Below are 20,317 nucleotides of genomic sequence, written 5' to 3' on the forward strand. Positions count from 1 at the left end.
CTATTATAACATATTTCAGAAACTTCTAGAGAAATCAAAAAAGACTGCCCACTTTTGTGTTCAGTCATTTGAATGTGATAACTATTGCTTTTCTTCTGCTTCATCACTATATTCAATCTGCTTCTTTCTTAATCCATAAAGCTTTAATACAGAATTTTCATGTTTTGATTTATTAGAAATCAACTTCCTTTTCTTTAAGTAGTCAAGAAGTTTTTCGTTAAATTTAGAATACGACACTTTCGCTTCCTGATTACCATTTCCACCATTATCTTCATTTTGATTTAATTTGTCCAAGGCAACTTCCCATTCAGTGTAGATATCATAATCTATTTGTTCCTTCAAGATTTGCATAATATCCGGTAATTCTAATAAATCTAAATAATCACCTAGCAAAATAAGCTTATCTACTTCTATTTGACTTTCCGAATCAGAAATTAATTTTTCAAAAAGTTCTTTCTTATGTTCAAGTAAAACATCATTCGCATTTAGGATAGATTCATACAATGGAATGCTAATTTCATTTTCATCTAATTCTATAAATTCTCTTATATATTTTTTGACAAGATTCTGAATTTTACTTTGAACTTCATTTTCTGCATTCTCATATGTATTTTTGTTTAATAAATCTTTAAAATGAACCTGATTAAAATGATTATCCAAAAGAAACATTCTTATTTTTGTAATATCTTCCATTTCAAGGTAGTACTTATCTATTAGTTCTTGCAATTGTTTTTCATCACGAATATCCTTTTCATCATTTAAATAATCTTTAATATTATTCCAAATAAAATTAGCTAAGGAACTTGGATATTCTTTCCGGAAGAATTCAAGATTTAGTCTATTAAATTCAATTAGTCTGTCATCTGTTAATCTTTCCAACTCAGATTCATTCATACCCATTTCACTAAATTTTTCATAATAACTATCTCCAATAACATTAAGAACGTTTTTTCTAATATTTTTTTGTAAGTCCTTTGATTGTATTATATATTCTTCAAACTTTCTTTGTATTTCCTCATTAAACCTCAAATAAATTTCTTTATCCAACTCAAAATTAGGATTCAGATTAATAAAATCTACCAAAAAATTATCAACTTCCTTATTTTGACCGAAATATTCTAAAATAATTTCAGTATTTACTTCTGCCTTTTTAGTTTGAACAAAATTTTGTACTAGTATTTCTCTATTTTCATTCGAAAGAGCATTGAACTTACCTTGTGTAAAAGTGATATAAAAATCTGGGACACTAGCAATAATTTTATCTGCTAATGTACTTTTTTTGATAATTTCATCATTATCTAGGTCATCAGATTCATCACTTCCTAACTTTTCTTGAGGTAATTGATAATTAAATACAACATTATTATTCAATAATTGTTCAATATACTCAGGTTTATCACGCATCTCTCCCTCTGATAAAGTAACATACATTAAAATATACTTCAGGAATTCTTCATCAGAAGATTGACAATAATCTAGTAAAGGTTTTAATCCATTTTGACTAGTCATGATTTCATAATTTTTATGTTTTACATCTGATAGCTCTGTGCCCATATCAGAATGCTGTTCCATGAAAAATAGTACATTAGACTCACAAATTTCATATAATCTATTCTGATAGATATAATTTAGCAGATTTTTCTCATATCCTTGATAAATGAATGTAAAATCCTTGATCTTTAAATTTATATTTGAAAGATTTGCATTAAATTGTCCATAATTGTAGTCATTAGTATTAAGTAGAATTTCTTGTCTCATCTCTAGGTATTTAGCTAGCTGTTCTTTTGTTTCTTTTGTACAATCACTCAAATCAACTAAATTCATTAATGATAATATTAGTTTTCTTTTATCAACATAAACATATCCACTAGATTCTTGTTTAACATATCTAATGAAAAGTTCTGAGTTGTAATACATCCATTTTTCAAAAAATAACCTAAGATCACTTTTTGTATAAAACGATGTATTTTTTTCATCCAAAATAAATAATTCGTTATAAAAATCCAGCAAAAATTCCAAAATATTATCTTGGTGAAAGATTAATTTCAACTTCTCATTATGTTCATTTGCATATAACAGAAATCTAAATAAATCATAATTTAACACATTACTACTTTTATAATTTTTTAATTCTAAATAATTAAAGATTTCATCAAAATTTTTTAGAGAAATATTATGTTTATTCTGTCTGCCAGAAATTACATTTCTTAAATATTCTTTTTCTTCTACCGTTATCGTATTCGCATAGAAATGAGTCAAATAATCTTGATAACTCTCATCAATATAAGCATTTCTAATTAGGAAAGAAATTATAGAGAATTGAGGATTCTTTCTTATTTCTTCTGTAAAATCACTTTTAAAATCATTAATATCTGTAGCATATTGATAAACGTCTGATAATCTGTAACTATCTAGTTTCCCAAGCTCATCGTTCATTTTCTTAATTTCTTTTTCCAATTTTTCTATGAGCTTCTTATTCCTAATATTCTCTATACGTTCTTGGAATTCTGGAGTATTTTTTTCAGGAAATATATAATCAATTGTTACTTCTTGAGAGTTGTAATTATTATAAGCACTGTAAAAAGTTTGAAAAACAATAATCTTACTATCTTTATTGAGTAATTCTTTAATGAATTCAGAGTACGACGTGAACTGAGATTGGGACTTCCCATTTACTTTTATTACTTCTTTTCCGGTTGGGATTTTTAAAATAGTTCCATATAATTCAAGCTCATCGTTTAATTGTTCTTCCTCTGCCTTCTCTATCTTTTTCTTCAATTCTTTTATCTTACTATATAATTCCTCCCTACGATTTTTTAATGTTATTTCTTTTGAGTTCAACAATTCATATAAATATCCTTGATTTCTTTGCAAAAGTGAAAAATCTTTAGGGAAAATATTCTTATAGACTACCATTGAAAACAGTTTCTCATAATCTAGCTTTAAAGTATTTAATGTGTCTTTATAAGTCAGATACTCATTACAAATGTTATTAATTAATCTCATATCATCGAGATACAAAGAAATATTAAATAAAAAAGTTTTATCTAAACTATCGTATTCCCACATTTCTGTTAGCAATTTTTTTAATATGTCATGAGAATTAGAAGCGGTTACGACAGGAACTATAGGAATAATAAAATCAAAAAATTTAGTTCTTTCTTGTGATTCAAACAAATCATCCTTTACAAGATAGAAAAATACTAGTTTACGTTTGTGATTTGCCTTTCGATTTCTATTGATAATTATATTTAATTCCTTCAATTTTTCAAAAATTCTAGAGTCATTAAAACGTTCAATATCTTCAAATACTATGACATTTGCTCCTGATTGCTTGAATAGATAAAGGACATCGTCTAAGTATCGATCAAAATAGGATACTTTAGAATTATCATTTGAAAAAATTTCGATATCAGTTTCAATTTTTTCTGCTTTTAAGGATAGTTTTTTGATAAAACCAAAATCTTTTTGTAGCTTCAGTAAAAAATAAAATCCATATACAATTAAAACAAATAAAATTACTAGTATAAGAAGGGAAATAATAGGTTTCGTAGTCCAAGATAACCAAGAAAAATCCTGAATCAATCCATTCCATGAAGAAATATTTAGTAAGTATAAGGATAATAATAATACTAAACCTACATAGACCGAAATATTAAAAGGTTTAATCTGCGATTCTGCATCAAGAGTTTTAAAAATTGATTTTCTTATTTGATTAGGATTAATTTGATGAAGTAATTGATTGATTATCTTTCCTTCTATGGTATTAATTTGACGATTATTTAGCCCATTTTTTTCACTACCTATTGTTTCATCATACTGCCCTAAAGATATATGGAGGAATGTTTTATCAGTATATTTACTCTCAAAGCTCTCAACAACACTACTTTTCCCCGCTCCATAATTCCCGGTAATAGCTACGTTGGTTACTTCCGATTTTTTGTCAATCGCAAACTGAAGTGCTTTTAGTGTTACTGGCTTTATTTCAATATCTTTATTTGAAGTAAGTGCTCGAAATTGATATTCTCTTTCCATTAACTTTTCTCTCCCTCTAGTAATTCTTTAACTATTATTATATCAATTATTTATTGAGATATAAAGCTTTTAGTTATTTCTCGTCTCCTACCTAAATCAGCTATAAAATTGGTTCATTTAGAATCGGGAAAACTCTCCTCCACCATGCTGACATGGGTCGCTTGTAACTCTTCATTTAGAATATTTTGACTACGGAACTTTTCATTCTCTAGTTTCTATTCTAGAATCATTCAAGACACTTTTCACCTCCATGGTATTTATACAAACTTTTGCATTCTATCGTTTAAATAAAGAGTGAAAATCTCTACGCTCTACTTCTATATCACTTCAAAGCCCATTCTCCCTAACTCCATTATCAAAAAAATGACTACCCACTTTCGTGTTCAGTCATTTTGGTATATGTATTCTTTTTTATGCTTGTGGTTTGCGTAGGTAACCATAAACCACACCGCTTACGATTGCTCCAATCAAGACAAAGACTAGGTAAAGTAGGGCATTTGAAGTTAGAGCGATAACGAAGATTCCTCCGTGTGGCGCCATGAGTTTGATTCCTGCAAGACCAACGAGTCCGCCTGCCACCGCAGAACCAAGGATGAAACTTGGGATCGCACGAGCTGGGTCAGCAGCACCAAATGGGATTGCTCCCTCGGTGATGAATGACAAGCCCATGATGATGTTTGTCAAACCAGAGTTACGTTCTTCTTTGGTAAATTTATCTTTAAAGAGAAGGGTTGCGACAAAGATGGCAAGTGGTGGCACCATTCCTCCAGCCATAACTGCCGCCATAGCTACAGAACCACCTGAAGAAACAGTTGCTGCAAGCGTACCTGTACCAAAGACATAAGCAGCTTTGTTGACTGGTCCACCCATGTCGACAGCCATCATGCCTCCAAGAACGATACCAAGAAGGACAGCTGAACCTCCTCCAAGACCGCCTAGGAAGTCATTCATAGCAGTGTTGATTGCTGCCATTGGAATGTTAACAGCCAGCATGACAAATCCTGTTAAGATTGTTCCAAAAAGTGGCAAGAGAAGGATTGATTTAGCACCTTCAAGTGAACGAGGAACTTTAACGTATTTCTTGATAGCAAGAACCAAGGCACCTGCGATAAATCCACCAACAAGAGCTCCTAGGAAACCAGATGACACACCTGCAAGGGTTGAAGTTGCTTCACCACCTGCAGCATAAGGGATTTTACCAAAGGCAAAACCTTCTTTGGCAATAGCACCAGCCACGAAACCAGCTATTAAACCTGGTTTTTCAGCGATAGAGTAGGCTACGTATCCTGCAAAAACCGGAAGCATCAAGCCAAAGGCTGCACCACCGATTTTCATGAACATGGAGGCTAGCTCATGGTAGGATCCGAGGTTGCCAAGACTATCTTGTGGCACACCAAAAGCTCCGTCGATCAAGAAAGCAAGGGCAATCATGATACCACCACCGATAACGAATGGCAACATTTGAGATACACCACTCATCAAGTGTTTGTAGAAGGCACCACCAAGGCTTTGTTTTTCGTTACTTGTTGCTGCGGTTTTTGCTCCATTAGCAGCATGGTAAACTTCAGCATCTCCTGAAAGAGCCAAGTTGATCAATTCTTCTGTCTTACGGATACCGTCTGCAACTGGACGATTAACCAATGGTTTGCCGTCGAAACGATCCATCTCAACAGCCTTGTCTGCTGCGATGATAACTGCTTTAGCCTTACGGATGTCCTCTGATGTTAGTTGGTTCCCAACACCGCTGGCACCGTTGGTTTCTACCTTGATCCCAACACCCATTTCGGCGGCTACTTTTTGAAGGGCTTCTTGGGCCATGTAAGTGTGGGCAATGCCTGTCGTACAAGCTGTAACAGCTACGATAAAGTCGCCAGATTCATTGGCAGGTGCTTGAATAGGCTGCTCAGCTTTTTCTGAAGCTTGGTCAAAAAGTTCGATAACTTGATCTGCAGATGTTACTTGACGAAGTTTGTCAGCAAATCCGTCTTTCATCAAGTATTGAGACAATTCTGCCAAGGCTGCCAAGTGAGTGTCATTGGCACCTTCTGGAGCTGCAATCATGAAGAAGAGGTCTGTTGGTTGCCCATCCAAACTTTCATAGTCAACACCCTTGTTTGACTTTGCAAAGAGAACCGTTGCTTCTTTGACAGCTGAGTTTTTGCTGTGTGGCATAGCGATTCCGTCACCCAAACCAGTGGAAGTTAGAGCTTCACGCGCTAAGATTCCTTCTTTAAAGGTTTCAAAATCCGTCACATAACCGTGATCTACCAAGCTATGAATCATTTCTTCGATAGCTGCTGTTTTTTCAGTCGCCTGCAAATCCAGCAACATGACATCTTTTCTCAATAGGTCTTGAATTTTCATCGTTTTTCTACCTCAACTTTTTCATATGTTTCCTTAATAAATTCTGCTGTTGCCAAGTCATCCGAGAAGGTGGTTGCTGTTCCACAAGCCACTCCCCATTTGAAGGCTTCTACCGCATCTTTTGATTTGACAAATTCACCTGTGAATCCAGCGACCATAGAGTCGCCAGCCCCAACTGAATTTTTCACTGTTCCCTTGATAGGTTTGGCGAAGTAAGCTCCCTCAGATGTGACAAGAAGTGCACCGTCACCAGCCATGGAGATAATGACGTTTTGGGCACCTTTAGCCAGTAACTCACGAGCATAGTTCTCGATTTGGTCCAAACTTTCGAGTTTCACTCCAAAGATAGCTCCAAGCTCGTGATTGTTTGGTTTAACCAAAAGTGGCTGGTAGTCTAAACTATCAATCAAGGTCTGTCCTTCAAAGTCACAAACGACTTGCGCACCAGTCTGGCGTGTCAATGCAATCAAATCCTTATAGATAACATTGCCTAGATTCTTAGCACTTGAACCCGCAAACACGACCGTATCATCTGCAGTCAGACTAGATAAGATAGCTTTCAATTCTTCTAACTGAGCTGGTTCGACATTTGGACCCGTTCCGTTGATTTCTGTTTCTTGGTCTGCTTTAATTTTAACATTGATACGAGTATCTTCTGCTACTTGGACAAAACGCGTCTCGATTTTTTCCTCTGCAAGGGTATCTGTGATAAATTTACCAGTAAAGCCACCGATAAATCCAGTCGCTGTATTTGGAATATCCAAGCGTTTCAAAACACGACTGACATTGATTCCTTTCCCACCAGCAAACTTATCATCACTGTCCATACGGTTGACACTTCCAACTTGAACTTGATCCAAGCGAACGATATAGTCAATAGACGGATTGAGTGTGACTGTATAAATCATACCTCTATTACCTCCGTTTTCTCCTTAATAGCCTGTAAGAGTTCATGCCCTTGACTTGTAATGACAATAGCGCGTTTGAGAGGTGCTACCTTGGCGAAACAAGTTTGTCCAATTTTTGATGAATCCACCAAGACATAGGTCTGTTTGGCATTCTCTAAAATAGCACGCTTAACAGCTCCTTCCTCCATATCGGGAGTCGTATAATAACCATCGTCCACACCATTCATCCCGATAAAAGCACGGTCAAAGTGCAATTGATTGATTTGGTTAAGAGCAACACCACCGATACATGCATCTGTCGCCATCTTGACACTACCTCCAACCATGACAGTTGGAATCTGTTTTTCAACCAACTGAACCGCATGATGAATGGAGTTGGTCACAACGGTGATGTTCTTATTAACCAATTCCTTGATCAAAAAGGCAGTTGTTGTTCCAGCATCGATAAAGATAACATCCTTTTCCTTGATAAGAGAGGCTGCTTTCTGAGCCAGTAACTTCTTCTCTTGAAGGTTTTTGACAGATTTTTCTTGGATGGTTTCTTCTTCCTGCAAGGAGTGGGGCAATTCTGCACCACCATGCACACGGCGAAGCTTGTTTTCTGCCTCCAACTCATCCAAATCTCTTCGTACCGTTGATTCTGATGTTTCTAATAGACTAACCAATTTTTCTAGGGAAACTACATGATGTTGATTTAACTCCTCTAAAATCAGTTGCTTCCGCTCAGTTTTTAACACCAAATCACCTCCTGTTATCGTTTACACTAATCATTCTAGCACAATTTCTACCAAAGTCAAGCATTTTTTATCATTTTCTTTCAAATCCTATCATTTTTGCCAATTCTGGAATTTTTATTGCAAGATGAAGCGCTTTATGGTAGACTATTTTAGTAAGCATTGGAAGATTACTCAAGAGGCTTAAGAGGCCGTGTTGGAAACGCGGTAGGCGTGTAACAGCGTGCGTGGGTTCGAATCCCATGTCTTCCGTAGAAAAACCAAAACGATTTCTAGGATACGACATCTGTTGTATCCTTTTTTGTATTCTTTTTTCGCAAAAGAATGCCAAGGAATACCAAAGACAAAAATAAAAAACGTTGATTTAACAACGTTTTACCAAGGAATGCGAAAGAATGCAAAGAAATAATGGAGCCGGTGGGAGTCGAACCCACGTCCAAACACCTGCCAACATATTTGTCTACAACCATAGGTTATGTATTGTTTTAACAGTCCCTCGACACATAACTCAAGCCTAGAAACTGCGAGTCTATTAATCTCTTATCAAACCACTAGACAAGGCTTAATCGTATCTCGCTAATGATAAGACCTGTCATTGAACACGAGCAATCCAAATCGGGTCACGCCTGCTGGTTTTTAGGCAGCTAGAGCGTAAGAAGTGTTATTTTTTGCAGTTATATTTAACTGAGCGTTTACGTCGCCACACGAGTTGCAAAATATGCCTCATAATGCCTGTCGAATCCGTAACGACCCCAAAAGACAATAAAACCATTATACCTTATCTAAATCAAAAATGCAAAATTAAGTCGATTCTTTAGAAAAGATATCCTTTTAAAGCTTCCGATAAGGCTTGATAACCGGCTACACTTAGATGGAGACCATCCGTTGTATAGGCTGATTTAAGTTGTCCTTCTGAATCTATCAAACTATCATAAACAGGCACAAAAGCTACCTGCATATAGGCGGATGTTAGAACCTCATAGGCTTGATTCCATTCTCTAATCTTTTCATTGGTACGAATATATACTGTCTGCTTGTATTCTTCTCCTTCATTGACTGGCAAAATGGAAAGGAGCTTTATTTGTGACAGCGGATAATTTCGGGCAATTGATTGGATAACTCGCTCAAGATTATCCAAAGCATCATTCATAGGGACATCTTTTCCGATATCGTTTGTCCCAATCAAGAGAACAATTTGATCGACAGCATCACCATAAAGATGGGCATCAAGATTGTCTAGTAGAAGCCCCGTCTGGTAACCTCGGATGCCTCGATTAACAATCGTCTTTGCAGTCCCAAACAACTCTTGCAATGGGTAGTATTCTACAATCGAATCGCCGATAAAAATTACATCTGGCTCTAGGACAGAAATTTGATTCAATTCGCGATACTTGGTTTGAATCTTTGCCTGCTCTTTTAGGAGCCAATTTTCTAATAACTGTACTGCCACCTTATCCCTCTTTCTCTAACCAATTTTCTAGGACCTGATAAACGCCCCCCTGACTGTTCGCTGGAGCTAGGGCAGTCGCAACTGCCTTGGCTTCATCATCTGCATTTTCCATAGCATAGGCAATCCCAGCCAGTTCTAACATTTCAACATCATTTTCGCTATCACCGAAAGCCATGATTTGTTCCGATTTTAAATTCCAGCGTTTGAGTAATTCTTCCAATCCCCAAGCCTTGTGAACACCAGCCTGTAGGATATCGATACAACCATAACCGCTAGAAACAGCTCTTACACGACCATCAAAGAGGTCATTAATTTCTTGCAAAACAGAACTCGATCGTTCTTCACCAACGACCATGCTCATTTTAAGCACTCCACCAAAGAGGTCAGCTTGTAACTCTTCCACAAAATTCATTCGTTGATAGAGTTTTTCAATCATCTCAGGAGTCATAAATTTATCAAGTTCTGTAAAAACAGTGCCTTCCTTGACAAAACCACCATTCATACCAGTTACGACAAACTGATCTCGGCACTCTCTCCCCTTAAAATGAACTAAAGCCTTGTCAACCATAGCATCATCCCAGGTCTTAGCTTGAATCAGTTTATTGTTTTCAAAAATTCGCGCCCCATTGGCAACTACTAGGACCACTCGTTCAGCCAAGTGTCCCAATAGTTCTCTCATACGATGGATTTCATTCCCCGTCGCAATGACAAAACGGATATCCCTTTGATCTAGCTGATCTAAAATCTTTTCCAAGCGGGGCAGATCCAGCTGACCCCTCGAGTCCAGCAAGGTTCCATCCATATCTGTTGCAATCAATTTAATCGTCATCTCGTCTCCTTTAGGGCGAGCGTCTACCACTTCAACCCTACATGTTCATTCATTTCTTTATAGGCCGTGTCAATTCGTTCCTTGGTCGCTTCGTCCAACTTGTCACGGTGACTGCCTCCCTCGATGAAGTCCTCTAGGATATAGGTCTGATAGAGGAAGAGCGGATAACCTTCTGGAGAGTAAGTTCCTTTCGGTGTCCGATTAACCCATGTCGGATGCGCTTTGGCAGTTTCAATCCTAGTTTTGCCATCTTTTTTCTTAATGGTTACATCCATGAGAACACCGCGCTCTGTCCACTTGGCATTTTCCTCATCTTGCATGGTTTCAATGCGCTGATTTGAGAGGAAATTCCCCATGGAGTAGATGATCAGTTTTTTGTCACCATCTTTTTCAACCGTTTCAGCAGGTTCAACGACGTGAGGATGCCCTCCAAAGATAATATCAGCTCCCCAGTCAATCATCTTATGGTACAGTGTTTTCTGTTCTTCCGTCGGTTCTAGCTGGTACTCAATTCCCATCTGAGGCATGATGACAGTAATATCTGCTTCCTTCTCTGCACGCTCGATTTCCGCCTTCATTTTATCTTCATTCAGGTCAGAAAGATAGCGATTATAGTCCTCTTGAGAGATATACTGCTCAATGCCATTAAAACCGTAGGAATAGGCCAGGAGAGCTACCTTGATACCATTGACTTCCTTGATGACTATAGGTGCTTGGTCTCGGGATTCATGTGTGTAGACTCCGATGGGTGTCATTCCAGCCTTTTCAATAGCTTGAGCCGTTGAAACAACTCCCTCAATTTGAGAATCCAAAATATGATTATGAGCCAAGTCTAGAACTTGGTAGCCTGCATCCTTGATCGCATCCATGACTTCCCCTGGTGCATTAAAGAGAGGATAACCTGCCAAGTAGTGGTCCTTGTTCACCGTTCCTTCAAAGTCACCAAGCACTAAATCCGCTTGCTTGAGCCAGGGTTTTACATATTCAAAATTTTCATGGAAATCATAGGTCCCATCTTCTTTTAGAGCTGTTCGGTAGATAGGGATATGGTAGAGAAGGTCACCATTTGCCATTATACGCGCCGTCGTTTCACCAGATTGATTTTCTTTGGACTGACTAAATGTCGTAGTCTGACTGTTAGAACTTGTTACCTTGCTACCTTGTACTGCTCGAACCAGCAAGTTCAATCCCATGGACAAGGCAACTGCAAGCAATAACACAATAATAAACTGGGCATTGGTCCAGGATTTATAATTCCGAAAGAAATCAACACTAGTTCTCCACACCCCATAAAGAGAATCATGAGACCGTCTATCTTGTCGCTTTTCCATCTTTATCCCCCCTTGCTTTTTGATGCAAGTCTTTTCTTTTATTATACCACAGACAAAAGGGGAATATCGTTTATCATATTATTTTTTAGAAACTTCTGCGACTTTCTTTCTCGCCTATTTTGTGTTATCATGTAGAGGTAATGAAAGGAGAGAAAATGTCTGCAATAGAACGTATTACAAAAGCTGCTCATTTAATTGATATGAAAGATATTATCCGTGAGGGGAACCCAACTCTACGCGCAGTTGCTGAGGAGGTCACTTTCCCACTGTCTGACCAGGAAATCATCCTTGGCGAAAAGATGATGCAATTCCTCAAACATTCCCAAGATCCCGTTATGGCTGAAAAGATGGGGCTCCGTGGTGGTGTTGGATTGGCTGCCCCCCAGCTCGATATCTCAAAACGCATTATCGCTGTTTTAGTGCCCAATATTGTGGAAGAAGGTGAAACACCACAGGAAGCCTACGATTTGCAAGCTATTATGTACAATCCAAAAATCGTATCTCACTCTGTTCAGGACGCTGCTCTTGGTGAAGGAGAAGGTTGCCTATCTGTTGACCGTAACGTGCCAGGCTATGTTGTCCGTCATGCCCGTGTCACTGTTGATTACTTTGACAAGGACGGGGAAAAGCACCGTATCAAGCTCAAAGGTTACAACTCCATAGTTGTCCAACATGAAATTGATCATCTAAACGGAATCATGTTTTACGATCGTATCAATGAAAAAGATCCATTTGCCGTTAAAGAAGGACTCCTCATCCTTGAATAAAGAAAATCCCGTTGAAAAACGGGGTTTTGTGTTATAATAGAGGCATGAAAACAAATGATATTGTCTATGGCGTCCATGCCGTTACAGAAGCCCTCCTTGCAAACACAGGGAATAAACTCTACCTCCAAGATGATCTCAGAGGTAAGAATGTTGAGAAGGTCAAGGAACTGGCTGCTGAGAAAAAGGTCTCCATCTCTTGGACTTCAAAAAAATCCCTCTCTGAAATGACCGAAGGCGCTGTCCACCAAGGTTTTGTTCTACGAGTGTCCGAATTTGCCTATAGCGAGCTAGATCATATTCTTGCCAAAACACGCCAAGAAGAAAATCCTTTGCTATTGATTCTGGACGGGTTAACTGATCCCCATAATCTAGGTTCTATCTTGCGAACAGCCGATGCGACCAATGTTTCAGGTGTCATCATTCCCAAGCACCGTGCTGTCGGTGTAACTCCTGTCGTTGCCAAAACGGCCACAGGTGCTATTGAACATGTACCGATTGCCCGAGTGACCAACCTCAGTCAAACCCTAGACAAACTCAAGGATGAAGGCTTCTGGACCTTTGGAACGGATATGAACGGTACTCCTTGCCACAAGTGGAATACAAAAGGGAAAATTGCACTCATCATCGGAAATGAAGGAAAAGGCATCTCTAGCAACATCAAAAAACAGGTTGATGAAATGATTACCATTCCGATGAATGGACATGTTCAAAGTCTCAATGCCAGTGTTGCTGCAGCTATTCTCATGTACGAAGTTTTCCGAAACCGACTATAAAAAAGTTTCCAATCAATTGATTGGAAACTTTTTTGCTTAACTATGTTCTGTGATAAATTTATAGGCTTCTTGACCAGCGATAGCCCCATCTCCAACTGCTGTTGTCACTTGACGAAGGTCTTTCTGGCGAACATCCCCAACCGCAAAGATACCATCAACTGTAGTCTTCATGTGATTGTCTGTCACAATCCAGCCTGCCTGGTCTTGAATATTCAATTCTTTAACAAAATCGCTAACAGGGTCCAAACCAACATAGATAAAGACACCTCCGAAGGCTTGCTCTGTTACTTGACCTGTTTTTACATTTTCAAAAACGACAGATTCTACTCGATTGTCACCTTTGATTTCCTTGACCACAGAGTCCCAGATAAAGTTGACTTTTTCATTTGCAAAGGCACGGTCTTGCAAAACTTTTTGGGCACGAAGTTGGTCGCGACGGTGAACAATAGTGACAGTCTTGGCAAAGCGTGTCAAGAAGAGGGCTTCTTCTACTGCTGAATCTCCGCCACCGACTACGAGCAAGTCTTGGTCACGGAAGAAAGCTCCATCACAGACTGCGCAGTAAGAAACACCACGACTGTTCAGCTCTTCTTCTCCGGGGACACCCAAGAGACGGTGTTTAGATCCAGTTGCCACGATGACAGTACGGGTTTCATAAACTTGATCATCAGTGATTACCTTTTTATAGTCACTCTTATCTTCAATATTTTCAACATAGCCATAAAGATGCTCCACTCCAAGGTTTTCAAGTGGTTCAAACATCTTCTCAGCCAATTCAGGTCCACTGATGTTGGCATAACCTGGATAGTTTTCAATGTCAGATGTGTTATTCATTTGCCCACCTGGCAGACCACCTTCTATCAAAGCCACTTTCAGATTGCTTCGAGCGGCATACAAGGCAGCGGTCATTCCCGCAGGTCCAGCACCGACAATAATCGTATCGTACATTTCGATTCCTTCTTTCTTGTTGTAACTATCTTTAGTCTAACTCATTCTTGCTAGTCACGCAAGAATTATGCCTTGAAAACCAAGAGCAAACTCATGACGGCAAAGGATAACACCGGAACGACCAAAACTCCAATCATAATCATATCATAGAGATGGGCTTGGCGAGCTTTGGCTGTCTTGTCCACGCCAGACATAGCTCGCAATCCAATCCAAATCCCTAAAAAAATCACGACGAGAATGGTCGTTAAGATCAAACTCTCGAAATATAAAGAAAACAGTTGCAGCAGCATGATCTCTCTCGTTTCTATCTTTTTTAAAGAGTAAACTCAGCTAGTCCACCTAACTGAGTTTTCCTTTTACTATTATATCAAATATAAGTCCGTTTGTAACTAGCGAAGAATTCTTTTGTTCGTTCTTCTTTCGGATGATTGATGATTTCATCTGGTGTACCTGACTCGATGATTTTCCCCTTATCTAGGAACAAAATCTTATCTGCCACTTGGGCTACAAAAGACATATCGTGACTAACCAAAATCATGGTCTGACCTGACTTGGCAGCGTCTGCAATAGACTTTTCTACTTCACCGACCAACTCTGGGTCAAGGGCTGAAGTGGGTTCGTCCAAGAGCAAGACATCTGGTTTCATAGCAAGCGCACGCGCGAGGGCAACCCGTTGCTTTTGTCCACCTGATAAATGGCGAGGGTAATGGTTTTCACGGTCAGAAAGTCCAACCTTAGCCAACTCTTCCTTGGCGATTTTTGTTGCTTCCTCGTCTGATAATTTTTTAACGACAACCAAACCTTCCTTTACATTGTCAAGGGCTGTTCGGCGTTCAAACAAATTAAACTGTTGGAAAACCATAGACAACTTGCGACGAAGGGTTAGAATCTCTTCTTGGTTAATCTGAGAAAAATCAACTTTAAAATTGTCAATCTGAATCGTTCCACTATCTGGAGTTTCAAGATAGTTTAAACTTCGAAGAAAGGTTGATTTCCCAGCTCCAGATGAACCAATCAAAGCCACTACCTCACCTTTTTGGATATCCAAGTTCAGATGATTCAAGACTGTCTGTCCTGAAAAGGATTTGCTTAAATTCGAAATCTTAATCATTAACGAAGGTCTCCTTTCACATCTGTTTTCACTGTATCAGGTGCAGAAATAGCCATTTTTCTCTCGATGAAACGACCGAGGCTTTCAATTCCGATATTGACTACCCAATAAACAAGGGCTACGGAGATGAAGCGCTCAAAATAGCGGTAATCCGCTCCACCCAAAATCTGAGCTTGAGCAAAAACTTCGACAACACCCGCACTAAAGGCTAGAGATGTTCCCTTGGTCAAACCAATAAGAGAATTAATCAAAGTTGGCGTCGCTACCACCGCTGCATTTGGAATAATCACGCGACGATAAACTTGCGCTTGCGTCATACCCAGACTACGCGCCGCCTCAATTTCACCTGGATTAACAGAAAGGATGGCCGCACGAATCGTTTCACTTGCATAAGCCGCCTCATTAAAAGCAAAGGCCACAATCGCAAAAAGTGCTGCTGGAATCGCATTGATATTGAAACCAGTTCCCCATTGTTGGTTGATAGCTTTCAGTGCCAAAGGAATTCCGTAGTAGGTCAACATAAGTTGAACTAGGATTGGGGTACCTTTTAAGAAGCTGACGAAAAAGGCCTGCAAGGGATATAAAATCTTAACACGATTGATCTTAACAATGGCAAAAATCAAGGCAAGTAGCAAACCAAAGAGTGCACCTCCAAGCGTCAACATCAAGGTTGTAGGCAGTTGCTGGACAATCCTTGGAATTCCATCAAAGACCGAACGCAAGCTAAAGAGCTTACCATCCGGAATGAGCTGCATCAAACTTTGGTACCAATCTGATGCTAAAAATGTTGTAACAGTCATAAAAACATCCTCTCCTGATAATGATTCATTCTATCATACTTCTGCTCGCAAGCAAATTATTTGCTACGGGCTGCTCAGACTTTGTCTATCTTCTAGTTTATCACACTTTAAAACAGGGAGGCTATATATTTTACCTATCAAGGAGATAAATAAAAACTATCTCAAACCTAAGTCCTCATAGGTTTTTCTATAGCCGATTTGTTTAACAGCACCATTCTCCACCAAAATTGGACGTTTCAATAACATACCATCACTCGCTAGAAGCTTGGCTGCTTCTTGTTTTGACAAACTTCCCACCTTATCTTTCAAGCCCAGTTCACGGTATTTGATCCCGCTGGTATTGAAAAATTGTTTCACTTCAAAACCGGAAGTTTCCAACCAGTTCAAAATCACGTCTTCACTTGGTGTTTCTTCTACGATGTGGACATCTTGGTATTCCAGTCCAAGTTGATCCAATTCATTTTTTGCTTTCTTACAAGTTGAACATTTTGGGTATTCGATAAATTCTAACATCTTCTTTTCTTTCTATTCTTTATTTTCTTGAAATGCTGCACCTTCATGTTGCAAGAGCCAGGTTTTCTTTTCGACTCCAGATGCATAGCCTGTCAAGCGATTGCCTGACCCCAGCACACGATGACAGGGAACGAGTATGGACCAAGGATTACGTCCCACTGCTCCGCCAATCGCTTGGGCAGAAGCCACTTGCAGGTCTTGAGCTATTTGTCCGTAAGTTACTGTTTGACCATAAGGAATGGCCTGTAAGTAAGCCCAGACCCGCTTTTCAAAATCTGTTCCAATAGGAGCCAAAGGTAAGTCAGATAGATCCTGAACACTGCCTTCGAAATAGGTATCTAAATAGGAAATAACTTGCTCTAATACAGGATGGCTACCAACTTCTTCTATCGTTTCATCCCCTAATCCCCTCTCAAAATGAGTTTGGTTCTGTACCCAAATGCCATACAGATATTGCTCGTCGGCAACCAAGGACAGGGTTCCAATTGGCGACGGGTAGAGCATTTTTGCGTACTTTTTCTGCTTCATTTTTTTAATTTCTGATAGGCCAAACGTTCCCCGTCAACTGGAACCTTACCGACCTGCTGGAATCCTAGCTTTTCAAAAATATGCTGCATGACCTTGTTTTCTGCATGCGTATCTGAACGAAAATCTAGATAATCAAAACCTTCAATCAAGCCTTCTAGGAAAGTCTGAGCAACACCTTGTCCTTGGACATCTGCTGCCACAGCGATACGGTGAAAGACCAGATATTCTGACTCTCCCCCCTGCCAACTTCCTTCATAAATGGCTTCATAGGCTTTCTCTGAGCTCTTGGTCACAGCAGCATAGGCTAGCAGTTCTCCTTCTTCCAAGGCCACATAGGCTTGACCAGAGATGATATCGTCAATAATGATGTCGGCATTTGGATAGCCATTTTGCCACTGGTCACTACCAGACTCAGCTAAGCACTTTTTGGCATCCTCCATCACCTGCATAATCGCATTTACTTCGTTTGGAAAAGCTAAACGAATCTCCATCTTTTCCCCTCATTTCTAACTATTTTCTCTCATCATAGCATAATTTAAAACTTTCTACAAGCAGTTGAAACTTGACTTTTGTTTTTTATTATTTTATAATCTAGTTATCGAAACTAGATAAAAAGAAGTTGGAAATGAATTCTAACTTTTCCTACCCAAAATGGGAAGACATTCCAAACATTGACCTCTATCTGGATCAGGTTTTACTTTATGTCAATCAAGTCTGCGCCCCTATCTCTCCAGATAAGGACAAGGGTCTAACAGCATCCATGGTCAATAATTATGTCAAACATGGTTACCTAACAAAGCCAGATAAGAAAAAATACCAACGCAAACAAATTGCCCGTTTGATTGCCATCACTACTCTCAAGTCTGTCTTTTCGATCCAAGAAATCGCTCAAACACTTAATACTCTGCAAACTCAAGCGAGCTCAGACCAGCTCTACGATGCTTTTGTGGACTATATGAACCATGGGATTGATCCAGAAAATCCTATTATCCAAACTAGCTGTCAAACGGTTAAACTCTATCATCAAACTCTAGACTTAATCCTTATCAAAGAAAAGGAGGAAATCCAATGAACACCAGCCTAAAGCTCAGTAAAAAACTCAGTTTTGGAGAGGAGATTGCTAATAGCGTGACCCATGCTGTCGGTGCAGTCGTCATGCTCATCTTACTCCCTATTTCGTCCACTTATAGTTATGAAGCACACGGATTTTTATCATCTTTTGGTGTTTCAATCTTTGTTATCAGTCTATTTCTCATGTTCCTCTCGTCAACCATTTACCACTCTATGGCCTATGGTTCGACCCACAAATACGTCTTGCGAATCATCGACCATTCTATGATTTATGTGGCTATCGCAGGCTCTTATACGCCCGTCGTCTTGACTTTGATGAATAACTGGTTTGGCTATCTGATCATTGCCATTCAGTGGGGAACGACCATCTTTGGCATCCTCTATAAAATCTTTGCTAAAAAGGTCAATGAGAAATTCAGCCTTGCGCTTTACCTGATTATGGGCTGGTTGGTTCTAGCTATCATTCCTGCCATTATTAGTCAAACAACACCAATTTTCTGGAGTCTTATGGTAACTGGTGGGCTCTGTTACACAGTTGGAGCTGGATTTTACGCTAAGAAAAAACCTTATTTCCACATGATTTGGCATCTGTTTATCCTAGCTGCGTCTGCACTTCAGTACATCGCTATTGTTTATTACATGTAAAAAAGTTGAGAATCTTTTCTCAACTTTTTTCTTTACACATATTGATAAAATACTGGTGCAAGCGAGCATCATCTGTCAATTCTGGATGAAAAGAAGTTACCAGCATATTTTTTTCTTGCGCAGCAACGATTTGATCATCAACTGTTGCTAGAATTTCTACACCCTCTCCAACACTGCTGATAATCGGTCCACGGATAAAGGTCATGGGAATCTTGCCAACTCCCTTACATTCTGCCTCTGTATAGAAGCTTCCTAGTTGGCGTCCATAAGCATTGCGCTCAACCACTATATCCATGGTTCCAAGATGACTTTCTTCCTGAGAAGTGATTTCCTTAGCCAGCAAAATCAAACCGGCGCAGGTTCCAAAGACTGGGAGTCCAGATAAAATAGCTTCTCGGATGGGAAGCAGCATCTGCTGGTCACGCAAGAGTTTGCCCATGGTTGTAGATTCTCCACCAGGCAAAATCAAACCGGACAAGTCACTCTGATATTTCTGAAAATCATCTAAATTTCTGATTTCGACACCAGTGACTCCTAATTTATCTAACACTTTTGCATGCTCTGCAAAGGCACCTTGCAAGGCTAATATTCCGATTTTCATCTATTTTCCTCGCTCAGCCATGAGAATTTGGATTTCATTCTCATTGATACCAACCATGGCTTCCCCTAGATCTTCAGAGATTTGAGCCAAAATTTGAGGATTTTGGTAGTTGGTCACCGCTTTGACAATGGCACTTGCTCTTTTAACAGGATCTCCTGACTTGAAAATACCTGAACCGACAAAGACGCCCTCTGCCCCCAATTGCATCATCAGAGCAGCATCTGCTGGTGTTGCAACACCTCCGGCTGCAAAGTTGACAACTGGTAATTTTCCATGTTCGTGGACGTATTGGACCAATTCAACAGGAACTTGCAAGTCCTTTGCAGCCACATAGAGTTCATCTTCGCGTAGGTTTTGAATCCGTCGAATTTCTTGATTCATCATACGCATATGTCGAACAGCTTGGACGATATCTCCTGTACCCGGTTCTCCTTTTGTCCGAATCATAGAAGCTCCTTCAGCGATACGACGCAAGGCTTCACCCAAATCCTTAGCACCACAGACAAAAGGAACTTGGAATTCTTTCTTGTCCACATGGAAACGGTCATCAGCTGGAGACAGCACTTCACTCTCATCGATATAGTCAATCTCAATAGCCTCTAAAATCTGAGCTTCAACAAAATGCCCGATTCTGACCTTGGCCATCACTGGAATACTGACCGCTTTTTGGATTTCCTTAATCATCTTTGGATCGCTCATACGGGAAACTCCTCCAGCTGCACGAATATCAGCTGGAATTCGCTCCAAGGCCATAACAGCTGCCGCACCAGCAGCCTCTGCGATACGAGCCTGTTCAGGGTTCTGAACGTCCATGATAACCCCACCTTTGAGCATCTGTGCCAAGTTTTTATTTAGTTCATAACGATTTTCAGTCATTTCTTTTTCCTCATCATTTGTATTGGTAGCTAC

Annotated in this window: 20 protein-coding genes, 1 tRNA gene and 1 other RNA gene; 5 read left to right on the forward strand and 17 right to left on the reverse strand. The window is 39.2% G+C overall.

Annotated features, from left to right (window positions below; genetic code table 11):
* Positions 1–81: 81 nt before the first annotated feature.
* From B7708_RS04010 to B7708_RS04025, 4 genes are all read right to left on the reverse strand, one after another.
* Positions 82–4,035 (reverse strand): YobI family P-loop NTPase, encoded by a 3,954-nt coding sequence (locus tag B7708_RS04010; protein ID WP_084973929.1) that lies wholly within the window; start codon positions 4,033–4,035, stop codon positions 82–84.
* A gap of 411 nt (positions 4,036–4,446) precedes the next feature.
* On the reverse strand, positions 4,447–6,399 hold the full coding sequence (locus B7708_RS04015) for a PTS fructose transporter subunit IIABC (protein ID WP_084973931.1): 1,953 nt from the start codon (positions 6,397–6,399) through the stop codon (positions 4,447–4,449).
* Positions 6,396–7,307: a 1-phosphofructokinase gene (gene pfkB, locus B7708_RS04020; RefSeq protein ID WP_084973933.1), complete on the reverse strand. Its 912-nt coding sequence runs from the start codon at positions 7,305–7,307 to the stop codon at positions 6,396–6,398. Before pfkB ends, B7708_RS04015 begins: the two co-directional genes overlap by 4 nt.
* A complete protein-coding gene (locus tag B7708_RS04025) occupies positions 7,304–8,044 on the reverse strand; it encodes a DeoR/GlpR family DNA-binding transcription regulator (protein WP_071850821.1) in 741 nt (246 codons plus the stop codon). Before B7708_RS04025 ends, pfkB begins: the two co-directional genes overlap by 4 nt.
* A 161-nt stretch (positions 8,045–8,205) precedes the next feature.
* On the opposite strand from B7708_RS04025, the gene B7708_RS04030 reads away from it, so the two are divergent.
* Positions 8,206–8,293 (forward strand) — tRNA-Ser (locus B7708_RS04030).
* Positions 8,294–8,447: 154 nt separating this feature from the next.
* On the opposite strand, the gene ssrA is transcribed toward B7708_RS04030, so the two are convergent.
* From ssrA to B7708_RS04050, 4 genes are all read right to left on the reverse strand, one after another.
* Positions 8,448–8,795, reverse strand: a transfer-messenger RNA (tmRNA) gene (gene ssrA / locus B7708_RS04035).
* Positions 8,796–8,855: 60 nt separating this feature from the next.
* A complete protein-coding gene (locus B7708_RS04040; protein ID WP_084973935.1) occupies positions 8,856–9,491 on the reverse strand; it encodes an SGNH/GDSL hydrolase family protein in 636 nt (211 codons plus the stop codon).
* A gap of 1 nt (position 9,492) precedes the next feature.
* Positions 9,493–10,320 (reverse strand): Cof-type HAD-IIB family hydrolase, encoded by an 828-nt coding sequence (locus tag B7708_RS04045; protein WP_084973937.1) that lies wholly within the window; start codon positions 10,318–10,320, stop codon positions 9,493–9,495.
* 23 nt (positions 10,321–10,343) lie between these two features.
* A complete protein-coding gene (locus B7708_RS04050; RefSeq protein ID WP_084973939.1) occupies positions 10,344–11,651 on the reverse strand; it encodes a CapA family protein in 1,308 nt (435 codons plus the stop codon).
* Positions 11,652–11,806: 155 nt separating this feature from the next.
* Between B7708_RS04050 and def the strand changes: the two genes are divergently transcribed.
* Together def and rlmB are read left to right on the forward strand one after the other, a co-directional pair.
* A complete protein-coding gene (def, locus tag B7708_RS04055; RefSeq protein ID WP_084973941.1) occupies positions 11,807–12,418 on the forward strand; it encodes a peptide deformylase in 612 nt (203 codons plus the stop codon).
* 44 nt (positions 12,419–12,462) lie between these two features.
* The gene (rlmB, locus tag B7708_RS04060) at positions 12,463–13,191 is read left to right on the forward strand and encodes a 23S rRNA (guanosine(2251)-2'-O)-methyltransferase RlmB (RefSeq protein ID WP_007517462.1); all 729 of its coding nucleotides are present in this window, start codon (positions 12,463–12,465) and stop codon (positions 13,189–13,191) included.
* Positions 13,192–13,227: 36 nt separating this feature from the next.
* On the opposite strand, the gene trxB is transcribed toward rlmB, so the two are convergent.
* From trxB to B7708_RS04095, 7 genes are all read right to left on the reverse strand, one after another.
* Entirely contained in the window at positions 13,228–14,139 is a 912-nt protein-coding gene (gene trxB, locus B7708_RS04065; RefSeq protein ID WP_084973943.1) for a thioredoxin-disulfide reductase, read from the reverse strand.
* A 65-nt stretch (positions 14,140–14,204) separates the two neighbouring features.
* The gene (locus B7708_RS04070) at positions 14,205–14,429 is read right to left on the reverse strand and encodes a DUF4059 family protein (RefSeq protein WP_000926603.1); all 225 of its coding nucleotides are present in this window, start codon (positions 14,427–14,429) and stop codon (positions 14,205–14,207) included.
* A 77-nt stretch (positions 14,430–14,506) separates the two neighbouring features.
* Positions 14,507–15,250, reverse strand: coding sequence for an amino acid ABC transporter ATP-binding protein (locus B7708_RS04075; RefSeq protein ID WP_084973945.1), 744 nt, complete (start codon positions 15,248–15,250; stop codon positions 14,507–14,509).
* Complete coding sequence (locus tag B7708_RS04080) at positions 15,250–16,050, reverse strand: amino acid ABC transporter permease (RefSeq protein WP_084973947.1); 801 nt, start codon at positions 16,048–16,050, stop codon at positions 15,250–15,252. The genes B7708_RS04075 and B7708_RS04080 overlap by 1 nt, the downstream gene beginning before the upstream one ends.
* 156 nt (positions 16,051–16,206) lie before the next feature.
* Positions 16,207–16,563, reverse strand: coding sequence for an arsenate reductase family protein (locus tag B7708_RS04085; protein WP_007521452.1), 357 nt, complete (start codon positions 16,561–16,563; stop codon positions 16,207–16,209).
* A 12-nt stretch (positions 16,564–16,575) separates the two neighbouring features.
* Entirely contained in the window at positions 16,576–17,091 is a 516-nt protein-coding gene (locus B7708_RS04090; RefSeq protein ID WP_084973949.1) for a methylated-DNA--[protein]-cysteine S-methyltransferase, read from the reverse strand.
* Entirely contained in the window at positions 17,088–17,582 is a 495-nt protein-coding gene (locus tag B7708_RS04095; RefSeq protein WP_084973951.1) for a GNAT family N-acetyltransferase, read from the reverse strand. Before B7708_RS04095 ends, B7708_RS04090 begins: the two co-directional genes overlap by 4 nt.
* 134 nt (positions 17,583–17,716) lie before the next feature.
* On the opposite strand from B7708_RS04095, the gene B7708_RS04100 reads away from it, so the two are divergent.
* Positions 17,717–18,163, forward strand: a complete 447-nt coding sequence (locus B7708_RS04100; RefSeq protein ID WP_084973953.1) for a DUF1836 domain-containing protein — start codon at positions 17,717–17,719, stop codon at positions 18,161–18,163.
* Positions 18,160–18,807: a PAQR family membrane homeostasis protein TrhA gene (trhA, locus tag B7708_RS04105; protein ID WP_084973955.1), complete on the forward strand. Its 648-nt coding sequence runs from the start codon at positions 18,160–18,162 to the stop codon at positions 18,805–18,807. Before B7708_RS04100 ends, trhA begins: the two co-directional genes overlap by 4 nt.
* Positions 18,808–18,826: 19 nt before the next feature.
* On the opposite strand, the gene pdxT is transcribed toward trhA, so the two are convergent.
* Together pdxT and pdxS are read right to left on the reverse strand one after the other, a co-directional pair.
* Entirely contained in the window at positions 18,827–19,408 is a 582-nt protein-coding gene (gene pdxT / locus B7708_RS04110) for a pyridoxal 5'-phosphate synthase glutaminase subunit PdxT (protein ID WP_084973957.1), read from the reverse strand.
* Entirely contained in the window at positions 19,409–20,284 is an 876-nt protein-coding gene (gene pdxS / locus B7708_RS04115) for a pyridoxal 5'-phosphate synthase lyase subunit PdxS (protein ID WP_084973959.1), read from the reverse strand.
* Positions 20,285–20,317 lie beyond the last annotated feature (33 nt).

It is taken from the genome of Streptococcus oralis subsp. dentisani (genome assembly GCF_002096615.1).
Taxonomy (GTDB): Bacteria; Bacillota; Bacilli; order Lactobacillales; family Streptococcaceae; genus Streptococcus; species Streptococcus oralis_U.